Raw genomic sequence first — 25693 nt, forward strand, 5'->3', positions numbered from 1 at the left:
GATGAAGGAGGAATTGATTCAATGAATAAGAAGTTGTTTTCGGTTTTATCAGTGATTATCCTATTATTACTCGCAGCATGTGGCAACAAAGAGTCAGCAAAAGAGAAGGTGAAAACGGAGGCAAGTGAAGATGTTTTATCTGTCTACACAACTGTTTATCCACTTCGATACTTCACAGAACGGATTGGTGGGGATGCGGTTGATGTCCAATCTATTTATCCCCCCGGGGCCGATGAGCATACGTTTGATCCTACGCAAAAGGATATGATTGCACTCGCTGATTCGGATTTATTCTTTTATATCGGACTTGGGCTTGAAGGATTTGTGGAGAATGCTGAAAAGACCATGGAAGGCGAACGCGTCAAAATGGTAGCAGTCGCTGATGATATTCCAGAAGAGTCGCTAGGTGAGGGTCATGACCACAATCACGGAGAAGAGGGATATGAATCCCATGAGCATGACGAAGAGGGTCATGATTTGCACGACCATGGAGAGTTCGATCCTCATATATGGATTTCACCTATATTAAGTATAGAACTTGCAATAACCATTAAAGACTCGCTCATCGAGGCATCTCCTGACAAAAAGGATGCATTTGAGCAAAACTTTGAAGGACTAAAAAAAGATTTACTTGAAATTGATCAAAAATTTAAAGATATGGCAGCCAATGCTTCTATAAAAACATTTTTCGTCTCACACGCAGCTTTCGGTTATATCGCTGATACGTATGGATTTGAACAAGTGGCAGTTGCCGGATTAAATTCGCAAAGCGAACCTTCACAAAAGCAACTAGCTTCTCTCGTTGAATACGCGAAAGAGCATGACGTAAAATATGTTTTATTCGAACAAAACGTCTCTTCTAAATTAGCCGACGTCATTCGAAAAGAAATCGGTGCCGATTCACTGATGTTACATAATCTTGGTATCCTAACGACCAAGGATGTGGAGAATAAAGAGGACTATTTATCTTTAATGGAATACAACATCGAAACGTTAGCGAAAGCATTGAGTAATCAATAACTTTTGGAGCAAGAAGGGTGAGGAAATAATGAAAAAGATACCGGTCACTGTCTTAAGTGGATACTTAGGTGCGGGAAAGACAACCTTATTGAATCATATACTACACAATCGAGATGAACTGAAAGTTGCTGTCATTGTTAATGATATGAGTGAAGTGAATATCGATGCTTCTTTGATTAAACAGGGTGGCTTTTCACGCACGGAAGAAAAGCTCGTGGAGTTACAAAATGGTTGTATTTGCTGCACGCTTCGAGAGGATTTAGTTCTCGAAGTAGAAAAGCTGGCGACTCTTGGAGATATCGACTACATCGTTATCGAATCTTCGGGAATTAGTGAGCCGATTCCGGTAGCGCAGACATTTACTTATATAGACGAAACACTTGGTATCGATTTGTCGAAGATTTGCAGACTGGATACAATGGTTACCGTTGTGGACGCCAATGCCTTTTGGCGAGATTTTACATCGGGTGAAACTTTGCTTGACAGACGAGAGGCTGTTACGGAAGTTGATGAACGAGAGATTGCTGATTTGCTTGTCGATCAGATTGAATTTGCCAATGTGCTGTTGTTGAACAAGACAGATTTAATTCCACAGGAAAAGGTGGGCGAGCTGAAAGGGGTTCTTCACGCGTTAAACCCCGATGCAAAGGTCATCGAAACGGTGCAATCCCAACTGGCACTGAGTGAAGTGCTTGACACAGGATTGTTTGATTTTGAGACGTCTAGCTACAGCGCTGGATGGATCAAAGAGCTGAATGAAGAGCATGTTCCGGAGACGGAAGAGTATGGAATCGCATCGTTTGTTTACCGGAGCCAAAAACCATTTCATCCGGGGCGCTTAAAAAATTGGCTTTTAGAATGGCCGGTTGAAATTGTTCGTGCAAAAGGATTTCTTTGGTTGGCTACTCGCAATGATATCGCGGTTTTAATTTCCCAAGCGGGTCCATCTTTAAGTATTGAAAGTGCTGGATTTTGGGACGCAGATTCCGGTGAAAAGATGAATGAATTAGTCTTAATTGGTATTAGCATGAATCAGCCGGAAATTACGGAAGGCCTGGAGAATTGCTTACTTACAGAAGAAGAATTAACACAAGATTGGACCAATTTTGTAGACCCATTGCCTGTTTTTTAAGCTGGAAAATAATCTGTTGGAGGAGTTTAATATGAGGATAAATATTATATTGGTCTGTACAGAAACAGGAGATCGTAATTATATTACGACAAAAAACAAACGTAACAATCCAGAGCGGATTGAATTAAAGAAATACTGCCCACGCTTGAGAAAAATTACACTTCATAGAGAAACGAAGTGAAAATTTTTTCGTGTTTTTTAAATCGGAATGATTACTGATTAAGGGTGGGGATAAAATGGCGAAAAAATCAAAAGTAGCGAAGGATGAAAGACAAAGGCAGTTAGTTGCTCATTACGCGGCATTTCGTAAAGAACTGAAGGAAAAAGGTGACTATGAAGCTTTAAATAAGCTGCCCAAGAATTCCTCCCCAACAAGGTTGAAAAACCGTTGCAAACTGACTGGAAGACCAAGAGGGTTTATGCGGAAATTTGGCACGTCACGTATTGCCTTCCGAGAGCTTGCACATAAAGGTCAAATCCCGGGCATTACAAAAGCGAGTTGGTAGTACCTAGTGTTTGATTATGTGATTTACTAGTTATTCTTAGCTAATCAACAGGCGTGTCCATATTTGAATGTCATGAATCACAAGGCTATTGAATTGACTCCAATTACGGTAGCACTTACAATAAGCATACAAAAAAATATTCAACTTCCTTTAAGAGGAGTAGCTATACAGCAAAGTCGTCATTACGGGATTGCAATCCCCGGCTTTGTTGGCAACGACAGTTGTTTGCGAGATCTTACCGATTATTTGGTGAGGTCTTTTGTTTTTTTAGAGAGGATATGACCAGGAATTGGACATATTACCTTTGTCATTTTGAAATTATTGGAGGCCAAACTTTGCAAACCTATCAAGCGCTTGCAAAAACAGTTACGATAAACGAGAAAAATCGCTTAATTAGCTTTGATGATTCGTTAGAGCATGTTGGAACAGGAAGAAGTGCATTTGTGTTTAGAATAAAATCCACAATGAGTGCAATGAAAGTATATTTCCCTGCTTTTGAATACCTTGCCAAAGAGGAAACTGAAATTTATAAAAAGCTTCAAGGCCTTACTTATTATCCAACTGTCTATGATTCAAGATCGAATTATGTCGTGATGGATTATATTGAGGGCCATACACTTTTTGAATGCTTGTCTCTTGGGAAAACTGTAACGACTGAACATATTCAAAAAATCGATGATGCCCTATCCTTAGCAGCGTCAAGGGGCCTAAATCCATCTGATATTCACTTGCGTAATATTTTAATTACTTTTATCGATGAGGTAAAAATAATTGACGTTGCCCGCTTTAGACAAACGAAGCATTGTAGGCAGTGGCAAGATTTAAAAAAGGCTTACGAAAAATTTTACTGCAGACGTTTATTTCCAAAGAAGATTCCGGCTCCATTCCTGAATATCATTGCTAGTCTTTATAAAAAAGGATGGATCCGATTTTATTAGGATAACTTACTCATTTGAGAAAGAGGGGGAAAGAACGGTGATTGATTCTAAAGAACAGCTCATGGAAGAGCTTAAAAAAGTAGAGGAATGGGAAAAAGATCAGAGTGATTTATGGTTTTGGGAAAAGCTGGGGCGCTTACCGTTTAAAATAATTGATAAATGGACGCCTGATTTCATTCAGCGTAAAATCGGTATACTTCTGGACGAGCTTGGCCAGTACATTCAAACAGGGGGGAGTTATTTAAGCTCCGTCTCTAAAATTTCTTCTTATTACCCTGACTTGGATGTGAGTACGTTAGAAAATGTTGAAAAGCTCCAAATTTTTACTATGGATGCCGCTGTTGAACAAATAACTGGTAATCGCAAAAAACTTGCAACGCTACAGGGAGCAAGTACAGGTATTGGCGGTGTTTTCACATTAACAATCGACATTCCGTTATTGCTTAGTTTGCAATTAAAAACATTACAAGACATTGCGATTTGTTATGGCTATGACCCGAATCAGAAAGAGGAACGATTGTTTATCATAAAATGCTTGCAGTATGTTTCAGCCGACATTGTAGGTAAACAGGCTATCTTGACCCAATTGTCCCGATTTGATTCACCTGATGATGCTTCTAAGCGTGAGATGCTTTCTGAGCTACAGGGCTGGCGTGAAGTCTTTTTTTCCTATCGGGATCAACTTGGTTGGAAAAAGTTTTTTCAGATGATTCCGATTGCAGGTCTCGTGTTCGGTGCATTCATTAATCGCTCCGCTGTAAATGATATTGCTGAAGCAGGGAAAATGCTTTATCGAAAAAGAAGAATTATTGAAAAGCTGAGCTTAATGTGAAGTTTCTTAGCGAGGAGTACCAGGTTCTTGTGAATTTCTGAATTGATTTTGGAACGCTGGTACTCGACTCTAATGAAAATTACTTTAGTTCTCGATACAGATTGATTTCTGTACTTTCTCGAAGTTTTCTAAGCTCTGGAACAATTTTTAAAACATGTTCACTTTTATTATGTTGATGTAGCGCCCCTTCATTCTCCCATTCTTCGAGCATCGTCAGGATAGTCGGGTCATTGATATCCTCGTGAAGTGTATACGTGATACACCCTTTTTCTTTGCGGGTTTCTGAAATAACTTCCCTAGCAATTCGTAAATAGTCTTCAACCTTTACACTTGGTTTTAGTTTGGCTTTAGCTACAACTTTAATCATTTAAATTAGCTCCTTCTTTTTAAATCATGTTTAATGGGTTCCAGTGACATCTAATGTAGTGTTCGTTACATGTTTTTTCTCACCGGTTGAAGTAATAAATACGCCCGTCGCCCCATTTTCGTATTCCACATATGCGGTTACATCAACTTCAATATCATGATACTTTCCAAAACTACACACGGCACGAACACTCTTTGGCATATACCCAGTTGTCCACTGCCAAATATCTAGTTGGTGAAGTGCCTGATTGATTAAGACACCACCGCCTTCACCTTTCCACGTGGCTCTCCATTTACTGGAATCGTAATAACTTTGTGGACGGTAGGTGTCAGTTACAATCCAATTAGTCCGTTTAATGGCACCCACTTCACCTGAATGAATAAGGTCCCGTAATTTTTGATAAAGGGGATTTGCTCTTTGGTTATACATGATACCGAACAATTTTCCACTTGCTTTGGCTGCATCATTCATTTCCAATACATTTTTTGTGTAGACGCCAACCTTAATCAAACTCATAGATTCCACCCCATTTATTATTTTCTAGTACTTTACTTATTGTCCTTAACCTTCGTAATAAAATCTATGTTCACACTTAATTGTATCATTGGAGGGAATATTCTTTCTAATGGATATTTCATAGATTGAACAGCTTTTTTGAATGAGCTGCAAATTAGTGGGTTCTTTGTAATTCAAGTAGCAATAATGCAATGTTAAGAATTGCCTTTATATATTATAATAGGATTGGTTGAACTCTTTGAGTAAAAGATGAGGAGGGCTTTACGATGTTAATAAAACCAAAAATGCTAAGAGCCGGAGATAAAGTAGCGACGATTAGTTTATCTTGGGGTGGAGCAGGGGAACCGGAATTAAAATGGCGCTATGAGCAAGGAGTAGAAAGGCTCAGAACCGTTTTTCATTTGGAAGTTGTTGCAATGTCAAATAGTTTAAAAGGCTCCGATTATTTATACGACAATCCGAAAGCACGTGCCGAAGATTTGATGAATGCATTCAAGGACCCTTCGATTAAAGGAATCATTTCAAATATTGGAGGAAGCGAGAGCATTCGTCTGTTACCGTATATTGATTTTGATGTGATTCGAGATAACCCTAAAATATTTATCGGCTATTCGGACTCAACAATCACGCATTTGTTTTGCCATAAAGCAGGAATTACATCTTTTTATGGACCATCGATTATGGTAGATTTCGCTGAAAATGTGGAGATGCATGTGTATACAGTAGAAGCGTTGAAAAAAGCTCTATTTGCAAATGAAGCAATAGGTGAAGTAAAGCCAGCTACAGAGTGGACGAGTGAGCGTGTAGAATGGATTATTGAAAACAAAAATAGGCAAAGAACGATGAATCCGAATAAGGGGTATGAGCTACTGCAAGGAACGGGAGTTGTTCAGGGTAGATTAATCGGAGGATGTATAGAAGTGCTGGAGTTTGCGAAAGGAACATCACTGTGGCCGAGCGAAGCGTACTGGGAAGACAGTATCTTATTTTTTGAAACATCCGAAGAGACACCCGAGCCAGCTCAAATTGAATATTGGCTGAGAAACTATGGCTCGCAGGGCATTTTACAAAGGGCAAAAGGTATTGTATTCGGAAAACCCTTAAAGGAGCAATACTATGAGGAATACAAAGAGTCTATCGTGAAGATTATGAAGGAATTGGAGCTGACTTCGCTACCTATCCTGTATAACTTGAATTTTGGTCATACAGAGCCTAAGTTTGTACTGCCGTATGGAGCAATGGCTGAAATAAATTGTGAAGATGCTACATTTTCTATTTTAGAAAGTGGCGTGGAATAATCTTTTTAGGTGACCGGGAATTAGTATAGGAGGGATGCTGTATGGAAGCACAAAAGTGGATTGATCAGCTAGAACTTACGCCGCACCCAGAAGGCGGGCATTATGCATCAACCTATCGATCAGATATGTTGGTGGAATGTGAGCAAGGAAAACGTCCTCTTTATACGAGTATTTATTTTTTACTGCGCTCTGGAGAGGTGTCACATTTTCATCGTCTTCAATCGGATGAACTGTGGTACTTCCATGCAGGTAGTTCTTTAACGATTCATATGATTACGCCAGATGGAGAGTATCGAGAGGTAGCACTAGGAATAGATGTTGCAAATGGTGAGGTTCCGCAGTTTGTTGTACCGAAGCATACTATTTTTGGATCCTCCGTAAAGGATGGCCATACATTTTCTGTGGTTGGCTGTATGGTGTCGCCGGGGTTTGATTTCTTAGATTTTGAATTGTTTTCACAGGAGACACTATTGTCAGAGTATCCGGGTTTTGGTGAGATTATTAGGAAGCTGACTTGATGTAGGTTGGACGATTGAAGTGATTATCGATTTACAAATAATATGGGGCTCCTGTGCGAGAAACCATTAAGTCGCACAGAAACCCCACACCAAAATCAGATTAAACTTTTCACAACTTTCGACATCGTTCCGCCATCTGTTTTCCCAGCGAGCAATGGTTTTGCAATTTTCATAGCGTCACCCATGTTCATACCTTTGGTAACTCCTGCCTCCGTCAACATCGTTACAATTTCTTCCTCACTAAGTTGTGCAGGCAAGAACTTTTTAAGAAGAACCAACTTAGCTTCCTCTTGTGCAATTAAGTCTTCACGCTGTGCTGTTTGTGCGCCTTCTAATGCTTGGTGAGTCTGTTTGATTTCACGATTGACGATGGCAACTTCCTCTTCAGTTGAAAGAGCTGCTCCTTTTTCCTTTTCTGCGCTATCCAGTCCTGCTTTCAATAATGTTAGTACGCCTTTGGAGAGCACATCTTTTTCTCTCATAGCATTCTTTAAATGTTCGAATACAGTTGTCTTTAACATTTTTGCATCTCCTCCCACTAGTGGTTAAAAGTATAAAAGAGCTGCATGTGAAAAGCAACAAATGGTGATTGGACAGCTATTTGAATATCGGAACTTATTTGCTGTTTTGTCTTACATATATACTTTGAAAAAAGAATGAAATCATTTGTTACAAATATCATCAATATGATAATGAATGGTTTTGATGACGCTGTCACGCCTCGAACACTTTGGTACCTTTATAAATAATTCTATCAAAATCTTGTAACTTTAAATATGATTTATTCAAATCATATTTCATTTAATAAAACCCAATATATGTCGATATAGAGAAGTAAGAAGTTGAAAAGGACGGTGTTGGGAAATGAAAGTGTTTAGTGGATTAAAAGTAAGTCTGGTCACAAAAACTTTTTCACCACATACCAGTCATAAAGCGAATGATGAAAACGCAGAGAAATCTGGCAAGAGAGATTCTATTATCATTAGTGATGAAGCACGAGCGCGGCTAGGGAATTGGCGGGAAAGGTCTGCCAACATGATTGAAAGCTTATTGGAAAAACGCCAAAAAGTTCAAGAGGCGAAAAGTAATTTGGTAGAACGTACATTGGAAGCTGGAGAAGAACTTTCTACGATTAAGGAGCAGCTGGGAGCATTCGACGAACAAATTGCTGAAATCGAAGGACAAATGGCAGCAATAGAAGCACAAAAACGCGAGAGAGAACAGCGTGAACAAGAAGAAAAGCAACAAGCTGCTGCCAAAACACAAGAGAAATCTGAAGCTGTCCAATTGACATCCCTTCTTCAATCAGTCCAATCCCTTGACCAAATTAGCGCATTAAAACAAGTGAAAGTACCTATCGAAAATGCGCATCGTCGCCTCAAAACAGAAATGGAAAATGACTTGGGACGCGGGACATTTATGGAGAGTAAGGCAAAGAAAATTGAAGAACTTGCGGGGCGTATGCGGAGCCTCGATAGCGAAATGAACAACCAAATTAGAAAAGCGAAAGAATCTTCTACCGAAATGAATGAGGATGTTTCTGCTGAGGAAGAAAGGGAAGAGTTAGTAAGAGAATCGCTTGAGAACTAGATAAAGTATTAAGGTGCCAGTCTCTTGTTTGTTTGAGAGATTGGCACCTTTTTGGTTAATCAGTTCTAATTTAAGCTATCTAAAGTTTCTATAATATATTTTGATGTTTCCATTATCTGCTGTTTATTTGTTAACGAAGATTTACCATCACCTTTTTGGTGACCATAATCTCCAAAACCTCCGTGATTTCCACCTGTTATTTCTATAAATTTTGCATCACTTGGCATCACATTTTTAGCCTCGTTTACTTTGCTTACATCTGCAACTCGATCATTGCTGCCCCATAATGATAAGACGTTTATTGATGTATTGCTTAGATCTGTTTTACTTTGGGGATAGGATGCTAATAACACTAACCCTTTTATTTCTTTATTTTCAAGTGCATAATCCGCCGCCATAACTCCCCCTAAAGAATGCCCGCCTATCACCCAAGCATCAATATCTTTATGATTTTCTATTATACGGTCTGCACGATTAGGAGATAAAATAGCTAAGTTAAAGTTCATTTTAGCAATAATAACAGTATAGCCATTAGAGGCGATTTCTTTTGCTAAAGTGGCATATGCAGGGGGCTCTACCTTTGCTCCTGGATAAAAAATAAACCCTGTATTTTTAGCATTAGAAATGGGTTCAAATAGAATATCCCCGTTTTCTTCAACTGTAACTAGGGAGTCGGATTTCAAACTATCCAAAGCTAACGAACTAGCCTGATAGTATGAGCTGACATACACAAAAAATGCCACTGCTAATAGGATTAAAAAAATAGCGATTAGAGTAAAAATTTTAACCTTCAAAGATTTCATTTGTGTCATTTACTATCATCTCCAATCTTGAATAATGTATGCAAGTTGGACCCCTTCCGTTAGTGGTTAAAAGTATAAAAGAGCCGCATGTGAAAAGCAACAAATGATGATTGGATAGCTATTCGAATTCATAATTGGATGAAACCTGACATAAATAATACTGTATCTTAGCGAATTAACTAGTGGGTACAGGAGGCAGGAATCGTGATGAGAGAAAACGCTGAAGGCGAATCAGGCTCTAAGGAACTGCATTCACAGACTGTAGGCGAAAGAGGGCCCGTATTGGAGCAGGATAGTATTTTGCATGAGACATTGGAGACCTTTGTCCATTCAAAAATTTTAGAAAGACCCGTGCATGTGAAAGGTTTTGGTGCTTTTGGTTACTTTGAGACTGCGTATTCTATGACAGAACATACAAAGCTTAGCTTTTTACAAAATTCCGGTCAACAGGTACCTGTCACGGTAAGGTTTTCACTTGCTGTCAGCAATAAAGGAACTCCGGATACCTCTCGAAATGTGCGAGGATTTTCGACTAAGTTTTATACTGAAGAGGGCGTTTTTGATATGGTTTGCAACCATATCCCAGTTTTTTTAGTACGGGACGCCATGCGCTTTCCGGCGGCGATTCAGGCTTTATTGCCTTCTCCGGTAAATAACTTAATGGATCCCGAACGGTTCTGGAGCTTCATAGCGAGAGCGCCAGAAGCCACTCATTTTGTTGTTCGGCTTTACTCGGATGCCGGAACAGTGAAAAGTTTTCGCCATATGCCGGGACATAGTGTGAATACTTATGTTTGGCGGAATGCGCAGGGCGTTCGCAGTTATGTTAAATATCACTGGATACCTGAAGCTGGAGTGCAGTATATAGACAGTCAAGAAGCTGCCCGATGGAACGGTGAGAATCCAGATATTGCGGGTCAGGATTTGCATGATGCTCTAGCAAAGGAAAAACCTGTTGTCTATGGGCTTTATGTACAGCTGATGAATCCAGAGGACGAAGCCACACTTTCCTATGATCCATTGGATGATACAAAGGTTTGGGATGAACGGCAGTATCCCCTTCTACCAGTTGGCCGCCTGATGTTGAACCGAAACCCAGATAATTATATGGAACAAGTGGAGAAAGTGGCGTTTTCACCGTCTAATCTTTTGGATGGAGTCGAATTATCAGATGACAAAATGCTGCAGGGGCGTGCCAATATTTACTGGGATTCTCAGCGTCGACGGCTGGGACCAAATTTCCGCAAAATACCAATCAATCATCAGCAAGACTGGTCGCCAGACTCTCTTGTAACAAGCGGAGATGGGAGATATGTGGAGGGGCAGCTTGTACGATCTGTTTTGCCTAAACAGGATGATTTTACGCAGGCTGGGCAATTTTATAATGGTCTTCCCGCTATGCAGCAAGACCATCTAGTCAGTAATCTTGCTGCTGATCTCGCCGGCATATCCCGTGAAACGCAACGCATTGTTTTGACATATTTGTATAATGCGTCGCCGGAATTGTGGGAACGGATTGTCCGAGAAATTGACATGCAAACGAAGAGCTAACTCTATAACCTGGAAGGGCTGTGTTTTTGGATAAAATATCTTTTAGTACAAAGAAGTGAGCCAATGTTTATTATAAAAGTGTCAATTAGAAATAGCTGCTCAACCGATTGGTATTGAGGGCTATTTTCTTTTGGGGAAATAAAAGGAAACGGACACACGTTTGTCGAATGTATATTCTTATAAAGGTCTAGGAGGTTTTGGGCATGAACGCTAATGCATTGATAGTTAACAAAAAAAGTTGGGATGAGGTCGCACCTCGATTTTTCGGACGCAATCCTCTTCCCGAGTATGGACCGCTTGCTCCTGGAGAAGAAGAATTGAATTTATTGGGTGATGTGACAGGCGCAAAAGTGTTGGATATCGGTTGTGGTAGCGGCCATTCATTGCAATACATGGACCAACGGCGTGCTGGGGAGCTTTGTGGAGTGGATCTTTCGAAGACGCAGATTGAAACAGCGAAAAAGCTACTGGATTCATGCAAATCACCTGTCCATTTATTTGAATCTCCAATGGAGAAAAATCCAGGTTTGCCCAATGATTATTTTGACATTGTCTACTCGGTTTATGCGTTAGGCTGGACGACTGATCTTCATCAAACAATCAGTAACATCCACCAATATTTGAAACCAGGCGGTATTTTCGTCTTCAGTTGGGAACATCCGTTATTCAGTCGGGCTGAGCTAGCAGAGAACGAGCTTCGTTTCCATAAATCCTATCATGAAGAAGGTTCTTATGATCATGATGCCTGGCATGCTCCTGCCATCATGCAGCAGTACAAAATTAGTACATATATCAATACATTAATCGAATGTGGATTCCAAATTGAGAAAGTTATAGAGGAAGTTTCTTTGTCTGAGGAAGATAGGAAAAAGCATACGAATAGCTGGTATTCCTATGAAAAAGCGAAGATGATGCCGACAACGTTAATTATAAAGTGTAAAAAATGTTAGGAATGGACTCTACGGATTGTGGAATGAATGATTCATGGTGCTAGTCGCCGAATGCTTGGGGGTTATATTTTTGTTATTTTACTTTTGATAGGTATCATCTCTCTAATAAGTTACTATAATTTAGGAGCTGATGCAGTATGATATACAAAAACGAACTCGATGGAATTTCTGCTGATATGCTAAAAGGATTTTTTGTCGATTGGCCCAATCCGCCAAATCCAGAAACGCACTTAAAACTGTTAAAGAACAGCAGTAAAGTGATTATTGCTATGGATCGCATGTCCAATCAAGTAGTCGGATTCATTACAGCGATCAGTGATGGAGTTTTATCCGCCTACATTCCATTACTTGAAGTTTTACCGGCATACAAAAATAAAGGGATTGGTAAGGAATTAGTACATCGGATGTTGAAAGAACTGGATGACATATACATGATTGATTTATGTTGTGATGATGACCTAGTTCCTTATTATGATAAAATCGGCATGATGCAGACAAATGGTATGATTTTGCGGAACTATAATAGGCAATCCGGAAGTTGAAAAGACAGCTATAAGCCAAAAACGCTTGCGAGTTTATGCAAGCGTTTTTTAATTCATAGCGTCACCCTTTAAAATACTTCTTCCGCAATTAATTTATAGGATTGAATTCGATCTTCGAGAGAGTATGTGATTGTGTTCATCATGATTTCGTCTGCTCGATAGTTAGTTTGTAACTCAAACAACTTCTGTCTCACTTCAAGAGGATTGCCGATAATCATGTTCTGTTTCATTGCTTTTAACGATTCCATTTCTTTATCAGTTAGCTTATAGTGTTTGGCTTCCTTAATAGAAGGAATGCCTTGATGTCCTTCCCCTTTTGCTTTTTGCAAAGACCAGATGAGGAAGCTTAGTGCGATTTCTTCTGCTTGTTCCGTTGTTTCTCCACAAATAGCCGAAATAGTTACGATGACTTGTGGCGTTTGTTGTTCTGTTCGCGGCTTAAAGGCATCCATATATTCCTTGACGATAGCTGGTCCATCATTGTCGCTCATAAAATGACCAAAAGTATAGGGCAACCCATTTTCTGCGGCAAGTAAGGCGCTTTTTTTGCTTGTGCCGAGAAGCCAAGGAATAGGCGGGTTTTCAGGTATTGGAGATGCGGAAATTTTTGAATACTCATGATCCGTTGGAAAATCACCATTTAAAAAATGGAGCAATTCGTTCACTAACGTAGGTAAATCCCAAACCTTTTGCAAAAAGTTTTCAGACAAAGCATTCGTCGCTTCAGCCGATCCACCTGGTGCTCTTCCTATTCCAAGATCAATTCGATTTGGAAATAATGTTGCGAGCATATTAAATACTTCTGCCACTTTATAGGGCCGATAATGTGGCAATAAAACAGCCCCGGCACCAATCCGAATTCGATTCGTGTTGGCTCCGATATAGCTTAACATCACTTCAGGCGCAGAGCATGCGAGTCCAGGTAAATCATGGTGTTCGGCAATCCAGTATCTTGTATATCCTAGTGCTTCCCCAGCTTGTGCTAACTTCAACGAACCATTCAACGCGTCAAAGGCGGTCTGATTGGAAGAAATCGGGGATTGATCTAATATGCTTAACCTCATTACACCTCAGTCCTTTTCTTGATGACTCATTTCCATCAAAGTCAATTTAAACTGTCCGATTTGATCTTTTACATACAAATTAGTAACGGAAGTAGAATAATTATGAATGGTTCCTCTAAATGCTAGGTTTCTCTCAGGAACCTTCACGTCAAAAGTTCCATTGTACAGTAGAGATGTAATGTCATGGTAATCATCACTTGTTACGTTAAAATCAACCGAAACTTTATAGTATCCATTTACTTTTTCCTCTTCATACCTATGTAAATGAATGGTTTTGTCATTCAAAATTATTGTACCGGCCAATAAAAATCACTCCTATTTGTAGTTTTAAGAGGTGTAGCCAAATGTTTTAGATAGTTCCTCTTGCATCTTTAATAGATATTGACTTACGGAGTCAGCGATAGCGGTTGGAATGTCTTGCGTGAATCCAACAACTGTGATGATTCCAATGAGATCCCTACTATAAGACAGAATTGGAAATGACACTGAAGAGATAGAGGCAATCAAAGGTTCCTTTGTAAAAGCAATCTTTTCTTCTCTTATGCTAAGGAATTCTTTATCTCCCTCTTTTAGAGTAGGTTCCGCCGTTTTCCGCCAATTTTCGGTGATATGACCGTTATAAAATACGTTAAAAATCTTTCCAGTAGAAGAGTTAGGTGGTAGCAGTGTCCCGATTTGTGCACCAATGTTCAATATCCGGTCAGGGCTCCAAATTTTGGCAATAATGGGGCCGTTCGTTGTGGCTGAAGCTAACAACACAGAGCAATTCGTGTGCTGACTGATAGCTTGTAGATAAGGGGTTACAAGTTCAAGTACATCTTGGTTGCCGATGGCTGTAGCTCCGTATTGAATAAGCTTGGAACCGAGATGGTACAAGCCCGTTGAATTCTCTCGAGTCAATAAATCAAGCTGCGTCAATGTGTTCATGTATTTATACAAATTACTTTTTGTCATTTTTGTTTTTTCTTGTATCTCGGGGAATTTCATTGGCTTGCCGTTATTCACAATAACATCAATGATCCCAACTCCAATTTGTAGCGATTGAATAGTAGTCCCTTTATTTGTGATTTCTATCATACTTCTCTTCTCCCTCTGTGATCTTCTATTGAGTATAGCAAAAAAGTTATCCTAAACTCAAAAAACACCGTTTAACAAAATTTCTAATAATTTAGTATTGACTTTAATTATCAGAATACTGTAAAGTATACTAATAGTAAACCTAGTTCACTATTAGTGGAATTGGTGGAAGTCGTTTTACTAGCTTATTGGGAAATACGAGAAAACAAAACCATAAAATATACTTATTTAGGAGGTTGTAACGATGAGTAATGATAAAAATAATCCAATCATTGTAATAGGCGGGGGTATTGGCGGGTTGGCGACTGCCTTGGGACTTGCGGAAAATAAGAAGTACGTCAAGGTATTGGAGCAAGCTCCAGAATTTTTGGAAATAGGGGCTGGAATCCAGCTTGCAGCAAATGCAACAAACGTTTTACAGCGTTTGGGAGTAATGGACAAAATCAATGAGATCGCTGTTTTTCCTAAAAGGCTAGTCCTGATGGATGCTTTTACGGGAAAAGAGCTTTCAGCACTCGAACTTGGAGATGTCTACAAAGAAAGATACGGAGCTCCTTACATCGTATTGCATCGTTCTGATCTTCATAAAGCTTTATATGATACATGTGAAGTAAGCCCTTACATCGATTTAATCACTGATCAATCAATCGTTCAGACAGAGGAAACAGAGGGCATAGTCACCGTCACTTCTGCTAATGGCGATGTACATACAGGTTCTGCGGCGATTGGAGCTGATGGTCTTTGGTCAAATGCTCGTAAGCTCTTTGTCGATGATCAACCGGTTTGTTCTGAATACGTTGCCTATCGTGGAGCAATCCCAATGGAAGATGTGAAAGAAGTGGAAAATCTTGATGATGTCTTTATGTGGATCGGTCCGAATTTTCACCTTGTTCAATATCCTGTACGACGCGGTGAACTATATAATCAGGTCGTTGTCTTCAAAAGTTCTGATTATCGTAAGGAAATTCAATTTACGGATGAATGGGGCACGCCGGAAGAAATGGACCGTGTTTTCGCAGGGACATGTGGCTTAGTACAAACTGCCCTTTCGTTCATTCAACGTCAAAAAAGATGGCCGATGTATGATCGCGAGCCAATTGAAAATTGGACAAAAGGACGTATTACATTAACGGGTGATGCAGCCCATCCGATGCTTCAATATTTGGCTCAAGGCGCGTGCCAAGCGTTTGAAGATGCAGCCTATTTGGCCGATATGGTTGAGAAGTACGATGAGGATATTGAGACGGCATTTCAGAAATACCAGGAAGAGCGTATTCCAAGAACAACCTATGTTCAAAACAATGCTCGGCTTTGGGGCGAAATTATTCACGCTGTCACGCTAGAAACGATTCTGCTACGCAATACAATTATGGAAGGCCGGACGTCACAGGACTTTACATTCATCGATAAATTCCATGGTTACAATAAAAGTAAGGTGACGAATTAATGAAGAGACTTTAGCTGAGTGCTACAGGTAGATGATTACAAAAAATATCAAAATGATTTAAAAAGGGAGATTCATATGAAACTTATTACTTTTACAAGTGCAGGTTTTTCACGAATTGGTGCACTTGTCGATGGAGAGAAAGTAGTCGATTTAAATTATGCTTACCAGGCACAACTTCAAAGTGAAGGGAAATATCGCTACGAAGCGATTGCAGAAGCGTATGTGCCTGCAAAAATGGAAGGTTTCCTGCAAGGTGGAAAGGAAAGTTTAGAAATTGCCAAGTCAGCGATTAACTATGCATTAGACCATCGAGATAGCTTCAAGCATAAGCTTGTTTACGATAAAAGCGATGTAAAAGTGGAAGCGCCTTTGACGCAGCCCGGAAAGATATTTTGTGTTGGGCATAACTACCGTGAGCATATATTGGAAATGGGGCGTGAAATTCCATCGCACCCGGTATTATTTGCCAAATTTGCGAATACAATTATTGGACCTGAGGATGATATTCCGTTTTATCCAATCTCAGAACAGCTTGATTACGAAGCAGAATTTACATTTGTCATTGGCAAGCAGGCACGCAATGTTTCCGAAGAGGAAGCGCTTGATTATGTAGCAGGCTACACGATTACCAATGATGTGACATACCGTGATATTCAGCGGCGTACGCTTCAGTGGTTGCAAGGGAAAACGGTTGATGGAAGTGCACCGATGGGCCCTTGGCTAATTACATCAGATGAATTGACGAATCCTTCGGGTCTTGACGTAGTGCTAACGGTTAATGGGGAAGTGCGACAAAAAACCAATACAGAAAATCTTGTTTTCTCTGTTCCGAAACTCGTCTCCTTCTTATCGAATCTTGTAACACTCGAGCCAGGTGATGTCATTTTAACGGGAACACCAGGTGGCGTAGGTGTTGCGATGAATCCGCCTTCATTTTTAAAAGATGGCGATGTCGTGAAAATTGAAATCGATAAAGTGGGGGTTCTTGAGAATAAAGTATCCCAACAAAAAGGAGGAAATTAAATTGACAGTAACAGCGGTTAACAAATCAATTCAAACGATCAATGACTCCATTGACGCAATTGTGAGCAGTGTAGAAGAACTACCAGAAAAGACTATTCGTTGGAATCCAACTGAAGAAGAATGGTCTATCTTGCAAATTGTTTCTCATTTGAATGAAGCAGTTCCCTATTGGCTCGGCGAAGTGGAGCGTGTCATTGCGCAACCGGGATCGAAATGGGGACGTGGTTTGCTAGATGTCGACCGGCTTGCAGCAGTTGCTAGTCCTGATGAATTGAACGTTAATGAAGAAATAACGGTGTTGAAAGGGCATAAACTGCAAGTGGCGAATCGTTTGGGGACTGTAAGCGAAGCCCAACTAGATGAGGAAAACCCTCACCGAAACTTTGAAAAGTTTGGCAGCAAGCCGGTCTCGTTCATCATTGATCACTTCATCGCAGAGCATTTAGAAAAACATGATGGTCAAATTCAACGAAATCTCAGTAAGCTCAATTGAAACGGATGAGGTCAATCACATACATGACAAAAGAAAAGGATGTGTTTTGAATGGCAGAAGCGAGGGAAGACGTCAAAAAATTCATGAGCAGTGATACGGTAAAGGACTTTACGAAAGATATCCAACAGTACAACCTCGGACCACTTTGGGAAGCAATTCCAGAAATTATGAACAAAACTCCGAAACCACAAGCGGAGGCTTATTTATGGAGCGGAGAGTTATTGAATAAAAAGCTGATGGAGGCAGCCGAAATTTTCACGCCCGACCGTGGTGGGGAACGACGTGCAATCTATTTTCAAAATCCTGGATTGACATATCGTCAGCCATGGGGCTGGGCGTCTACAACGCAGACATTATATGCGGCAGTTCAGCTATTGCTGCCAGGTGAGGAAGCTCCTTCACATCGCCATACGCAAAGTGCTCTTCGTTTTATATCGGAAGGCGAAGGTGCGTATACGATTGTTCAAGGTGAGCGGATTTACATGCAGGAAGGCGATTTCTTGACGACACCGAAAAATCTTTGGCATGGTCATGGTCACGTTGGCGAGAAACCGATGATCTGGATGGACGCATTGGATATTCCGACAATTTATTCGATCGGCGGAACCTTCTTTGAGCCATATGCAGATGGACTTCAGCAGCCTGATGTTCCCGATAATTTCTCGGAACTCCGTTATTCAGGTGGTATGGTCCGACCAATAGGTGACGGCAAATATACGGTGGCTCCTTTAGCTAACTTTAAATGGAATCGCACTGTGGATGCCATTAAGGGGCTTATGAATTTCGATCCGGATCCTTATGAAGGGTTTGCAATTGAGTACATTAATCCATCGACGGGTAAATCAGCCAATCCGACTATGGGAACACGGATGCAGCATCTTCCGAAAGGATTCCATACAAAGGCACATCGTCATACACATTCAGTTATCTATCATGCGCATAAAGGGTCAGGTTATACGGTTATTAACGGCGTACGCTTTGATTGGAAGAAAGGCGATTATTTCGTTGTACCAAACTGGGCATGGCATGAACATGTGGCGTCAGAAGATGCGTATCTGTTCTCTGTGAATGACCTGCCAATTATGGATCGCTTTGAACTAGAACAGGAGCAAGTTTATGACTCGAATAATGGGTATCAAGATATAACAGGAGAATTCAAGGCGGCATTCCGGTGAAATATTGAGTGATCACTCCCCCATTTAGTAAGGAAAGCGTAGTAATAGGATATGGCAGTGTTTTAAATATTTATTCAAAATAGAAGATTTAGAAACTTGATTGACTTTGGCATAACAATATAATAATATGTTGTTAATATTCTAGAGATTGTATGATCGAAAAAGAAAGCGATTACAAATGATGGGGGAGTTTATAATGCTAAATCATTTACAAGAGAAAAATTCAGGGGTTGTTCGTACGGTCCTTGGTCCGGTGCCAGCACATGAACTAGGTGTTGTGCTTATCAATGAATCGCTTCTTTCAGTTTATCCAGGGGCGGAATTAGCACCTGAAATTAATATGGATAAAAGCGAAATTTTTGAAGTGTTAAAACGTAAGTTAAATGATTTCCGTCGACAAGGCGGGAAAACAATCGTAGATGCCAGTGGGATGTTCCATGGTCGCGATGTATGGCTTTACCAATCACTATCAAAAGCTACAGGCATACATATTATTGCTACGACGGGCTTAGGACCTGAAAAGTTATTGGGTGGTTATTTCGTTACACCGCAAACAAATCCTCCTACTCCGTGGCAAGCAGAAAAATTTGCAGGTTTATTCACGAAAGAAGTTGTTGAGGGGGTTGTTGTCCCACGTGTTGAGCGTTCAACAGCTGCTGGCTTGGTCATTTCAATCGCTAGCAAAGAAGGTACTACGGAGAAAGAGCAGAGCCTTTTCCAAGGGTCTGCTCAAACAGCTCGTGATACAGGCGTCGCGGTTTCGGTACAATATGGCGCTGATGCAGTTGCAGATTTAGAACTTTTATTAGCTGAAGGTGTCGACCCAAGTCGAGTCATTATTGGAAGTATCGACCGTCAAGCCGCGGTGGCAAGTAAAGCGTATGTAGAAATTGCCCGTCGCGGTGCGTATGTAGCAATCGACCATATTGGTTGGGGTTCAGAGGACGGTTATGTGAGTGATGCAGAACGTGTGAAATTAGTTGTTGAATTAGTAGAAGCTGGTTTAGATGACCGGGTACTTTTATCAACAAGTGCGGTAGGTGTCGCAAAAGGCCATGAGGCAAAAGATCTTGCATTTGATTACGTACTTTCGACTTTTATTCCTTTATTACGTAAAGCGGGTGTGACGGACGAACAAGTGCGTACATTGTTAGAAGAAAATCCACAACGTGTATTGACTGTAGATACGTCAGCTGAGCTGAAAATTAGAGAGTTTTCTCCAACTGCTTGGAAAGAGTTATTCTCTCCTGTCGATCATTAAGTGAGGCATATGCATGTTGTTAAAAGTCTGAAACATTAAAAAATTATGCTTGCTTCATAAAAAGTGAAAACAAGGAGTGAATGGAATGGGTAAGGTTAATACAGTTCTAGTCCCGATTGCAACAGAAGATTTAGGGATTACATCATTGCATGAGCATATTGGGTTTGGTTTGCCAGGTTGCGACTTAGACACACAATGGTGGAAAAAACCGGATGAAGCGTTTGAAGTAACAATTGCGAAGTTACGTCGCTTCCGTGAACATGGTGGTAAAACATTTGTGGATTGTACAGGTATTGGCAACGGGCGTGATCTTGAGTATTTTCAAGTGTTATCACGCAGAACTGGCGTTCATATTGTTGCTGTAACTGGCTTCGTAGCCGGAGACTCCGCATTAGCTTACTTCCGTGAGAAATCAGTTGACTATTTAACAGATTTATTCGTCCAGGAAGTAACAGTTGGTATTGCGGGTACGAGTGCAAAAGCGGGTGCCATTAAAGTTGGCGTTAGTCGCGGCGGTAAGTTAAGCGAACTAGATAAAAAGATTTACCGAGCAGCTGCGCGTGCCGCAGTGAAAACAGGTGCTCCAATCATTACACATTTAACAACAGACCCAGACACAGCTATTGAAATTTTTGAATCGGAAAATCTTCCATTAAATCGAGTATTAATGGGGCATGCCGATGTAGGTCAAGACGTAGATGAAGTGCGTGATTCTGTCATCGCAAACCTGGGCGGCTATGTTGGTTTCGATACAATTGGTTATGACTTAGATATGGAGAATCCACCGTATTGGGGACGTTATCGTAAAGATCGTGTGGACCATTTCATGCGATTTCTTGAAAAAGGATTTTTAGAAAAAGCGGTAATCGCAGCTGATGCGAACTGCTGTGCATTAGGATGGCCGGGATTAAAAGGACATTCTGTAAATTATTTATTTGAAGAATTTTTACCAGATATTCGTAAAGCGGGTGTAACAGAAGAGCAAATTGAACAGCTTTTAGTCCACACACCTGCAACATTCTTAACGATGCAAGAACCTCGTTAATGCGAAAAGTCATCACGTTATATATGTTGAACTAAAGAATCCTACTAACAACGCTTGACTACCCCAGTTAGACGCCTTCGCTGGAGAGTCGATGGCATCATTAGTTCAAAATATATAGATGTCGATTGCAGAGGTAAGATAAGTGGTTGAACGAGATTAGCGAGGAGGTTAGGGCAGATGAGCATAAGAGGAATGGCTTATATTGCGGGTGCGTTTGAGCACCCATTACGTAAAGCTCCCGATACATCTGTTGCAGCGCTACATGCAGAATGTGCGAAAGGAGCACTAAAAGATGCGGGGCTCACATTTCAAGATGTAGATGGCTACTTTTGTGCGGGTGATGCTCCTGGCGGTGTCCTGTCTATGGTCGATTACTTGGGTCTGAACGTACGCCATCTAGATTCTACTGAAATTGGTGGTTCATCATACATTGCGCAAGTTTCACATGCCGCGCAGGCAATCGCGGCAGGTAAATGCAGAGTCGCCTTGATTACAATGGCAGGTCGTCCACGTTCAGAAGGCAGAAGTGGCGTTAAACAGAAGGTTGTTGGTGCGAATGTACCCGACGCACCGTTCGAGCTACCTTTTGGGCCGACTGCTGTGAATGAGTATGCGATGGCTGCGATGCGTCATATGCATGAATTCGGTACGACTAGTGAACAACTTGCATGGGTTAAAGTTGCAGCCTCACATCATGCACAATACAATCCAAACGCAATGCTACGAGATGTGGTAACAGTAGAAGATGTTCTTGCCTCTCCTATCATTGCGGATCCGTTACATCTTATGGATTGCTGTGTAGTGAGCGACGGGGGCGGCGCGTTAGTTGTAGTAAGCCCTGAGATTGCCAAAAGTCTGAAGCGTCCACTTGTCCGCGTAATGGGTGGTGGCGAAGCACCTAAGGGCCAGATGGGTGGCAAAGTGGATCTTACTTATACGGGAGCCGTTTGGTCAGGACCTGCGGCTTTTGAAGAAGCTGGGATTAAGCCGGATGATGTTAAATATGCCTCTATTTATGATAGCTTCACAATTACTGTGTTAATGCAACTTGAGGATTTAGGTTTTTGTAAGAAAGGCGAAGGTGGTAAGTTTGTCGCTGATGGGAACCTAATTTCAGGAGTTGGCAAGCTCCCTATCAATACGGATGGTGGCGGTTTGAATAACAATCATCCAGCGGGTCGGGGCGGCATCATAAAAGTAATAGAGGCAGTTCGCCAGTTGCGCGGGGAAGCAAACCCACAAGTACAGGTGGAAAATTGTGACATTGCATTAGTTCACGGTACTGGCGGCGGGCTCGGAAGCCGTCATGGTAGTGCAACACTTATCTTGGAGAGGGTGTAAAGCATGGCAACTCCGTATCAAGACAGAACGATGGCAGTCCCCGAAATTCATCCGGAATACAAGGAATATTGGGACGCCACCGCAGAAGGTAAACTATTGATAAAACAGTGTGATTCTTGTGAGGAATACCATTACTATCCACGCGTGCTATGCCCCTATTGCATGAGTGATAAGACGTCGTGGATCGAAGCGAAGGGTACTGGCAGTATTTACACGTACAGTGTCATGCGACGGGGTGTACCATATGCCATCGCCTACGTTACGCTCGATGAAGGTCCGAAAATGATGACAAATATTGTCGATTGCGACCTAGATGAGGTGCGCATAAATCAAAGGGCAAAAGTAGTATTCAAGCAAAGCGGAGATCAAGAAAATCCAGGTTCTTTTATACCGTGCTTCACACGAGTTGAGGAGTAGCGGGAATATTGTCAGAAGGATTTAAGGGAGGAGCAAATTTACATGATAATTACGAAGGATGAACGCATTGAAATGCGTGACGGTGTACATATTGCTGCAGATATTTACCGTCCTAAGGGCTCGGGAAAGGTACCTGCATTACTTGCGATTAGTCCATACGGTAAAGAACTACAAGCACAAGCACTTACGTTACCTCCACAAGCACGCCCAAGCCATCTTTGGAACGGCGCAATTGAAGCTGGGGATATTACGGAAGTAGTGTCGCGTGGTTATGCTCATATTATCGCAGATACGCGAGGTACAGGTGGCTCTGAAGGACAAATGTGTGGTAACTATAACTCTGGTGGTCATGGCGATGGCAAGGACATTTATGACCTCGTTGAATGGTTAGCAGAACAGGATTGGTGCGATGGCAATATTGGGATGATTGGTATTTCATATTTTGCTTCCGTTCAACTGTTAGGGGCAGCAGAAAAACCGCCACATTTGAAAGCGATTTTCGCAAATGGGGGTCACTTCGACCTTTATGAGCTTTGTTATCACGGCGGAATTATGTGGTTAATGCCACGTGCTTCTCGTGAGGGACGCGGCGGTGACAGTGGTAATGCATTTAATAACGTAGCAAGTAAGAGCTCGAAAGTATTCACGCCAGAAAAGCTTAAACAAAAAACGCAAGAACGTTTAAACGATCCAGATATTGCGCATTGGTCAGACTTTGTTCACCTCTTACATTATCAGGATCGTCACGAACTGTGGATGGATTACTTACTAAATCCACTAGATGGTCCGTTCTGGCAGGAAAACAGTGCAATTGAGGTAGCCCATAAAGTGGATATTCCGGTTTATTTCCAAGCGAAGTGGGGGCGTGGTTGGAATGTGGAGGGGACATTAGAAGGATTCCATAAAGTATCCGGTATTAAAAAGCTCGATATCCAAGCGCTTCCGCCGATGTTAGAGCGCCCATTCCATGAAAATCATGACGAAATGTTCCGTTGGTATGATTACTGGCTAAAAGGTATTGATACAGGCATTATGGATGAACCGTCCGTTCAGTTCTCGGTAGAGGGCTCCTACAAATGGCGCGGTGAAGATCAATGGCCGCTACCTTATGAAGAAAAGAAAGAGTTCTACTTACGTCCACGCCATAAAATGAGCGAGAAACCAGAGCCACTAGCTTCTCAATATGCACATCCGGATGGTTTCTATCAAGCTCCATTAACGGTCACAACTAAATCTGAAACGATTAAGTGGACGAGTGATAAATTCATAGAACCTGTAGAAATGACAGGTACAGGAGCATTATATATTCATGCAGAAATCGATACAGATGATACGAATTTCATCTCGAAGCTCTATGATGTAGATCCTAGTGGAAAACGGACATTAATGACATCGGGTTATTTAAAAGCATCCCACCGTGAACTAGACGAAGAAAAATCAACATACGGTGAGCCTTGGCATCCACACAACCGTGTGGTACCCGTAATTCCTGGTGAAATTAATGAGTATGCGATTCGCCTATATCCCTTCTCATTTTTAATCAAACCAGGGCATCGCATTGAATTGGAACTTGCCTGTAACGAACCACTGGATGGAGAAGATGCAAAATTATTACCACCGGATAGCTACCACTTACCAAGTGGACGTGCGACAATGCACAAAATTTATCGAGACAAGGATCATCCATCTCGTTTAGTGTTACCGGTTATTCCAAAAGAGTTCAACGTGCTGAATAAGGAGAATGAAAAGTAATAGCGTGCCGAGCTGGCTGAATCTCTTAAATTAAGCATTGTAGAAGCAACTTGATGAGAGGAGTGAACAACTTGACAAATTCAGTGCGCGTTATTCCGATTGAATGTAAATTTGGTCCGACCTCAGCGTATGCCTACTACATCGACGCGCCAGAGCCGGTACTGATTGATACAGGTATTGCATCATCAGCTTCACAAGAAATTGAGACAGTTCTTGCTGAAAATGGTTTAAGTATTGGAGCTATTCGTTGGATTCTTTTAACCCACGGTCACGTAGACCATCTTGGCGGCGCCAGAGCAGTTTGGGAGAAAACAAATGGCCGTGCTGAGGTTGTGATTCCCCAAAAGGAAGCCTATTTACTACGTAATCGAAGTGCACATCTAACAGACTACAAACAGCTTCAAGGAAAATATGTCGATGCCGAGATTCAGGAAAAGCATGTAGCGATGCTGATGAACGATATTGGAGAAGACCTCGTACCGACAGTTGAAGTGGTTGGTGGTGACCGTTTATCATTTGGTGGTGACGTATCGATGACTGTAGTGGAAACGCCAGGGCATTCAATTGGGTCAGTGACCTATGTTCTTGAAGGTGTTCAGTGGGCATTTGCAGCCGATGCTGTGCAAATGTATGGTGGTGCGCTGAGTGGGATTCCTGTAATTGAGCAACCAACGCTCTATCGCAAAAGTTTACAACATCTCCTAGAGGAAGTGCGTCCAAATCGTTTATATTTGGGACATCATTTTCGAGATGCAACGGGTGTGATTATTAGCCCAGAAGTTGAAGGGGATGCAGTTTCTGCTATGCTTCAAGCGAGTCTTGAGATGGATGCGAAGTTAGTGGATATTGTCGGGCGTCACCTATCCAAAGATGTACAGTCCACCGAAAGTGATAGCCTATATGGACCGTTTGGATCGATTGCTGATGAAATTGGCTATACAGGTGATCCACGGAACTTACCTTGTGCCTTCTTTGTAACGATGAATGCCTATAAAGAAGAACTTATTGGTGAAAAGGATAAATGAGAGGAGGGAA

28 protein-coding genes and 1 pseudogene are annotated in these 25693 nt (G+C 41.3%); 22 read left to right on the plus strand and 7 right to left on the minus strand.

Going from position 1 to position 25693, the window contains the following annotated elements:
* The first annotated feature begins 21 nt into the window (after positions 1–21).
* The 6 genes from R2B77_RS04600 to R2B77_RS04625 all read left to right on the plus strand — a co-directional run bounded on the left by R2B77_RS04600 (position 22) and on the right by R2B77_RS04625 (position 4428).
* Entirely contained in the window at positions 22–1020 is a 999-nt protein-coding gene (locus R2B77_RS04600) for a metal ABC transporter solute-binding protein, Zn/Mn family (protein WP_203247344.1), read from the plus strand.
* Between the two features lie 28 nt (positions 1021–1048).
* On the plus strand, positions 1049–2152 hold the full coding sequence (locus R2B77_RS04605; protein ID WP_203247345.1) for a GTP-binding protein: 1104 nt from the start codon (positions 1049–1051) through the stop codon (positions 2150–2152).
* Positions 2153–2183: 31 nt separating this feature from the next.
* Complete coding sequence (gene rpmG / locus R2B77_RS04610; protein WP_203247346.1) at positions 2184–2333, plus strand: 50S ribosomal protein L33; 150 nt, start codon at positions 2184–2186, stop codon at positions 2331–2333.
* 55 nt (positions 2334–2388) lie between these two features.
* Entirely contained in the window at positions 2389–2658 is a 270-nt protein-coding gene (rpsN, locus tag R2B77_RS04615) for a 30S ribosomal protein S14 (protein WP_203247347.1), read from the plus strand.
* Between the two features lie 335 nt (positions 2659–2993).
* Entirely contained in the window at positions 2994–3596 is a 603-nt protein-coding gene (locus R2B77_RS04620; protein WP_203247348.1) for an RIO1 family regulatory kinase/ATPase domain-containing protein, read from the plus strand.
* Between the two features lie 37 nt (positions 3597–3633).
* Positions 3634–4428 (plus strand): EcsC family protein, encoded by a 795-nt coding sequence (locus tag R2B77_RS04625; protein WP_203247349.1) that lies wholly within the window; start codon positions 3634–3636, stop codon positions 4426–4428.
* Between the two features lie 79 nt (positions 4429–4507).
* Here R2B77_RS04625 and R2B77_RS04630 read toward each other — a convergent pair whose 3' ends face one another.
* On the minus strand, positions 4508–4795 hold the full coding sequence (locus R2B77_RS04630; protein ID WP_203247350.1) for a putative quinol monooxygenase: 288 nt from the start codon (positions 4793–4795) through the stop codon (positions 4508–4510).
* Positions 4796–4825: 30 nt separating this feature from the next.
* Positions 4826–5293: pseudogene (locus R2B77_RS04635) on the minus strand (Gfo/Idh/MocA family protein); the annotation flags it as partial.
* A gap of 284 nt (positions 5294–5577) precedes the next feature.
* Between R2B77_RS04635 and R2B77_RS04640 the strand changes: the two are divergent.
* On the plus strand, positions 5578–6609 hold the full coding sequence (locus R2B77_RS04640) for a S66 family peptidase (RefSeq protein WP_203247352.1): 1032 nt from the start codon (positions 5578–5580) through the stop codon (positions 6607–6609).
* 41 nt (positions 6610–6650) lie between these two features.
* The gene (locus R2B77_RS04645; protein ID WP_203247353.1) at positions 6651–7127 is read left to right on the plus strand and encodes a cupin domain-containing protein; all 477 of its coding nucleotides are present in this window, start codon (positions 6651–6653) and stop codon (positions 7125–7127) included.
* Between the two features lie 95 nt (positions 7128–7222).
* On the opposite strand, the gene R2B77_RS04650 is transcribed toward R2B77_RS04645, so the two are convergent.
* Positions 7223–7648 carry a GatB/YqeY domain-containing protein gene (locus R2B77_RS04650; protein ID WP_203247354.1) on the minus strand — a complete coding sequence of 142 codons (426 nt, stop codon included), beginning with the start codon at positions 7646–7648 and terminating at the stop codon, positions 7223–7225.
* Between the two features lie 343 nt (positions 7649–7991).
* Between R2B77_RS04650 and R2B77_RS04655 the strand changes: the two genes are divergently transcribed.
* Entirely contained in the window at positions 7992–8717 is a 726-nt protein-coding gene (locus R2B77_RS04655; RefSeq protein WP_203247355.1) for a hypothetical protein, read from the plus strand.
* 65 nt (positions 8718–8782) lie between these two features.
* Here R2B77_RS04655 and R2B77_RS04660 read toward each other — a convergent pair whose 3' ends face one another.
* A complete protein-coding gene (locus tag R2B77_RS04660; protein WP_203247356.1) occupies positions 8783–9529 on the minus strand; it encodes an alpha/beta family hydrolase in 747 nt (248 codons plus the stop codon).
* A 198-nt stretch (positions 9530–9727) separates the two neighbouring features.
* On the opposite strand from R2B77_RS04660, the gene R2B77_RS04665 reads away from it, so the two are divergent.
* The 3 genes from R2B77_RS04665 to R2B77_RS04675 all read left to right on the plus strand — a co-directional run bounded on the left by R2B77_RS04665 (position 9728) and on the right by R2B77_RS04675 (position 12563).
* Positions 9728–11071, plus strand: a complete 1344-nt coding sequence (locus tag R2B77_RS04665; protein ID WP_212391475.1) for a catalase — start codon at positions 9728–9730, stop codon at positions 11069–11071.
* Positions 11072–11274: 203 nt separating this feature from the next.
* Complete coding sequence (locus R2B77_RS04670) at positions 11275–12021, plus strand: class I SAM-dependent methyltransferase (RefSeq protein WP_203247358.1); 747 nt, start codon at positions 11275–11277, stop codon at positions 12019–12021.
* A 137-nt stretch (positions 12022–12158) separates the two neighbouring features.
* Positions 12159–12563: a GNAT family N-acetyltransferase gene (locus R2B77_RS04675; protein WP_203247359.1), complete on the plus strand. Its 405-nt coding sequence runs from the start codon at positions 12159–12161 to the stop codon at positions 12561–12563.
* A gap of 68 nt (positions 12564–12631) precedes the next feature.
* Here R2B77_RS04675 and R2B77_RS04680 read toward each other — a convergent pair whose 3' ends face one another.
* From R2B77_RS04680 to R2B77_RS04690, 3 genes are read right to left on the minus strand one after another with little or no spacing between them, the layout of a single operon-like run.
* The gene (locus tag R2B77_RS04680) at positions 12632–13627 is read right to left on the minus strand and encodes an LLM class flavin-dependent oxidoreductase (RefSeq protein ID WP_203247360.1); all 996 of its coding nucleotides are present in this window, start codon (positions 13625–13627) and stop codon (positions 12632–12634) included.
* Between the two features lie 6 nt (positions 13628–13633).
* Complete coding sequence (locus R2B77_RS04685; RefSeq protein WP_203247361.1) at positions 13634–13930, minus strand: DUF3219 family protein; 297 nt, start codon at positions 13928–13930, stop codon at positions 13634–13636.
* A gap of 24 nt (positions 13931–13954) precedes the next feature.
* The gene (locus R2B77_RS04690; RefSeq protein ID WP_203247362.1) at positions 13955–14704 is read right to left on the minus strand and encodes an IclR family transcriptional regulator; all 750 of its coding nucleotides are present in this window, start codon (positions 14702–14704) and stop codon (positions 13955–13957) included.
* Between the two features lie 244 nt (positions 14705–14948).
* On the opposite strand from R2B77_RS04690, the gene R2B77_RS04695 reads away from it, so the two are divergent.
* The 10 genes from R2B77_RS04695 (at position 14949) to R2B77_RS04740 (ending at position 25683) form a co-directional block, all read left to right on the plus strand.
* Positions 14949–16151 (plus strand): FAD-dependent monooxygenase, encoded by a 1203-nt coding sequence (locus R2B77_RS04695; RefSeq protein ID WP_203247363.1) that lies wholly within the window; start codon positions 14949–14951, stop codon positions 16149–16151.
* A 75-nt stretch (positions 16152–16226) separates the two neighbouring features.
* Positions 16227–17174 carry a fumarylacetoacetate hydrolase family protein gene (locus R2B77_RS04700; RefSeq protein ID WP_203247364.1) on the plus strand — a complete coding sequence of 316 codons (948 nt, stop codon included), beginning with the start codon at positions 16227–16229 and terminating at the stop codon, positions 17172–17174.
* 1 nt (position 17175) lies between these two features.
* On the plus strand, positions 17176–17667 hold the full coding sequence (locus R2B77_RS04705; protein ID WP_203247365.1) for a DinB family protein: 492 nt from the start codon (positions 17176–17178) through the stop codon (positions 17665–17667).
* A gap of 50 nt (positions 17668–17717) precedes the next feature.
* The gene (locus tag R2B77_RS04710; protein ID WP_203247366.1) at positions 17718–18842 is read left to right on the plus strand and encodes a cupin domain-containing protein; all 1125 of its coding nucleotides are present in this window, start codon (positions 17718–17720) and stop codon (positions 18840–18842) included.
* 196 nt (positions 18843–19038) lie between these two features.
* Positions 19039–20103, plus strand: coding sequence for a phosphotriesterase family protein (locus R2B77_RS04715; RefSeq protein WP_212391435.1), 1065 nt, complete (start codon positions 19039–19041; stop codon positions 20101–20103).
* 85 nt (positions 20104–20188) lie between these two features.
* Complete coding sequence (locus tag R2B77_RS04720; RefSeq protein WP_203247368.1) at positions 20189–21148, plus strand: phosphotriesterase family protein; 960 nt, start codon at positions 20189–20191, stop codon at positions 21146–21148.
* 177 nt (positions 21149–21325) lie between these two features.
* Complete coding sequence (locus tag R2B77_RS04725) at positions 21326–22489, plus strand: thiolase domain-containing protein (RefSeq protein ID WP_212391437.1); 1164 nt, start codon at positions 21326–21328, stop codon at positions 22487–22489.
* A gap of 3 nt (positions 22490–22492) precedes the next feature.
* The gene (locus tag R2B77_RS04730; protein ID WP_203247369.1) at positions 22493–22906 is read left to right on the plus strand and encodes a Zn-ribbon domain-containing OB-fold protein; all 414 of its coding nucleotides are present in this window, start codon (positions 22493–22495) and stop codon (positions 22904–22906) included.
* A 42-nt stretch (positions 22907–22948) separates the two neighbouring features.
* Entirely contained in the window at positions 22949–24658 is a 1710-nt protein-coding gene (locus R2B77_RS04735) for a CocE/NonD family hydrolase (RefSeq protein WP_203247370.1), read from the plus strand.
* A 71-nt stretch (positions 24659–24729) separates the two neighbouring features.
* Positions 24730–25683, plus strand: coding sequence for an MBL fold metallo-hydrolase (locus R2B77_RS04740; protein WP_203247371.1), 954 nt, complete (start codon positions 24730–24732; stop codon positions 25681–25683).
* Positions 25684–25693 lie beyond the last annotated feature (10 nt).

Source organism: Sporosarcina beigongshangi, assembly GCF_033485195.1.
Lineage (GTDB): Bacteria > Bacillota > Bacilli > Bacillales_A > Planococcaceae > Sporosarcina > Sporosarcina beigongshangi.

What these genes read in the sequence shown, in the direction of transcription:
- R2B77_RS04600 (WP_203247344.1), top strand. Translation starts at nt 22, where the DNA reads ATGAATAAGAAGTTGTTTTCGGTTTTATCAGTGATTATCCTATTATTA.
- R2B77_RS04605 (WP_203247345.1), top strand. Translation starts at nt 1,049, where the DNA reads ATGAAAAAGATACCGGTCACTGTCTTAAGTGGATACTTAGGTGCGGGA.
- rpmG (WP_203247346.1), top strand. Translation starts at nt 2,184, where the DNA reads ATGAGGATAAATATTATATTGGTCTGTACAGAAACAGGAGATCGTAAT.
- rpsN (WP_203247347.1), top strand. Translation starts at nt 2,389, where the DNA reads ATGGCGAAAAAATCAAAAGTAGCGAAGGATGAAAGACAAAGGCAGTTA.
- R2B77_RS04630 (WP_203247350.1), bottom strand. Translation starts at nt 4,795, where the DNA reads ATGATTAAAGTTGTAGCTAAAGCCAAACTAAAACCAAGTGTAAAGGTT.
- R2B77_RS04640 (WP_203247352.1), top strand. Translation starts at nt 5,578, where the DNA reads ATGTTAATAAAACCAAAAATGCTAAGAGCCGGAGATAAAGTAGCGACG.
- R2B77_RS04645 (WP_203247353.1), top strand. Translation starts at nt 6,651, where the DNA reads ATGGAAGCACAAAAGTGGATTGATCAGCTAGAACTTACGCCGCACCCA.
- R2B77_RS04650 (WP_203247354.1), bottom strand. Translation starts at nt 7,648, where the DNA reads ATGTTAAAGACAACTGTATTCGAACATTTAAAGAATGCTATGAGAGAA.
- R2B77_RS04655 (WP_203247355.1), top strand. Translation starts at nt 7,992, where the DNA reads ATGAAAGTGTTTAGTGGATTAAAAGTAAGTCTGGTCACAAAAACTTTT.
- R2B77_RS04660 (WP_203247356.1), bottom strand. Translation starts at nt 9,529, where the DNA reads ATGACACAAATGAAATCTTTGAAGGTTAAAATTTTTACTCTAATCGCT.
- R2B77_RS04665 (WP_212391475.1), top strand. Translation starts at nt 9,728, where the DNA reads ATGAGAGAAAACGCTGAAGGCGAATCAGGCTCTAAGGAACTGCATTCA.
- R2B77_RS04670 (WP_203247358.1), top strand. Translation starts at nt 11,275, where the DNA reads ATGAACGCTAATGCATTGATAGTTAACAAAAAAAGTTGGGATGAGGTC.
- R2B77_RS04675 (WP_203247359.1), top strand. Translation starts at nt 12,159, where the DNA reads ATGATATACAAAAACGAACTCGATGGAATTTCTGCTGATATGCTAAAA.
- R2B77_RS04680 (WP_203247360.1), bottom strand. Translation starts at nt 13,627, where the DNA reads ATGAGGTTAAGCATATTAGATCAATCCCCGATTTCTTCCAATCAGACC.
- R2B77_RS04690 (WP_203247362.1), bottom strand. Translation starts at nt 14,704, where the DNA reads ATGATAGAAATCACAAATAAAGGGACTACTATTCAATCGCTACAAATT.
- R2B77_RS04695 (WP_203247363.1), top strand. Translation starts at nt 14,949, where the DNA reads ATGAGTAATGATAAAAATAATCCAATCATTGTAATAGGCGGGGGTATT.
- R2B77_RS04700 (WP_203247364.1), top strand. Translation starts at nt 16,227, where the DNA reads ATGAAACTTATTACTTTTACAAGTGCAGGTTTTTCACGAATTGGTGCA.
- R2B77_RS04710 (WP_203247366.1), top strand. Translation starts at nt 17,718, where the DNA reads ATGGCAGAAGCGAGGGAAGACGTCAAAAAATTCATGAGCAGTGATACG.
- R2B77_RS04715 (WP_212391435.1), top strand. Translation starts at nt 19,039, where the DNA reads ATGCTAAATCATTTACAAGAGAAAAATTCAGGGGTTGTTCGTACGGTC.
- R2B77_RS04720 (WP_203247368.1), top strand. Translation starts at nt 20,189, where the DNA reads ATGGGTAAGGTTAATACAGTTCTAGTCCCGATTGCAACAGAAGATTTA.
- R2B77_RS04725 (WP_212391437.1), top strand. Translation starts at nt 21,326, where the DNA reads ATGAGCATAAGAGGAATGGCTTATATTGCGGGTGCGTTTGAGCACCCA.
- R2B77_RS04730 (WP_203247369.1), top strand. Translation starts at nt 22,493, where the DNA reads ATGGCAACTCCGTATCAAGACAGAACGATGGCAGTCCCCGAAATTCAT.
- R2B77_RS04735 (WP_203247370.1), top strand. Translation starts at nt 22,949, where the DNA reads ATGATAATTACGAAGGATGAACGCATTGAAATGCGTGACGGTGTACAT.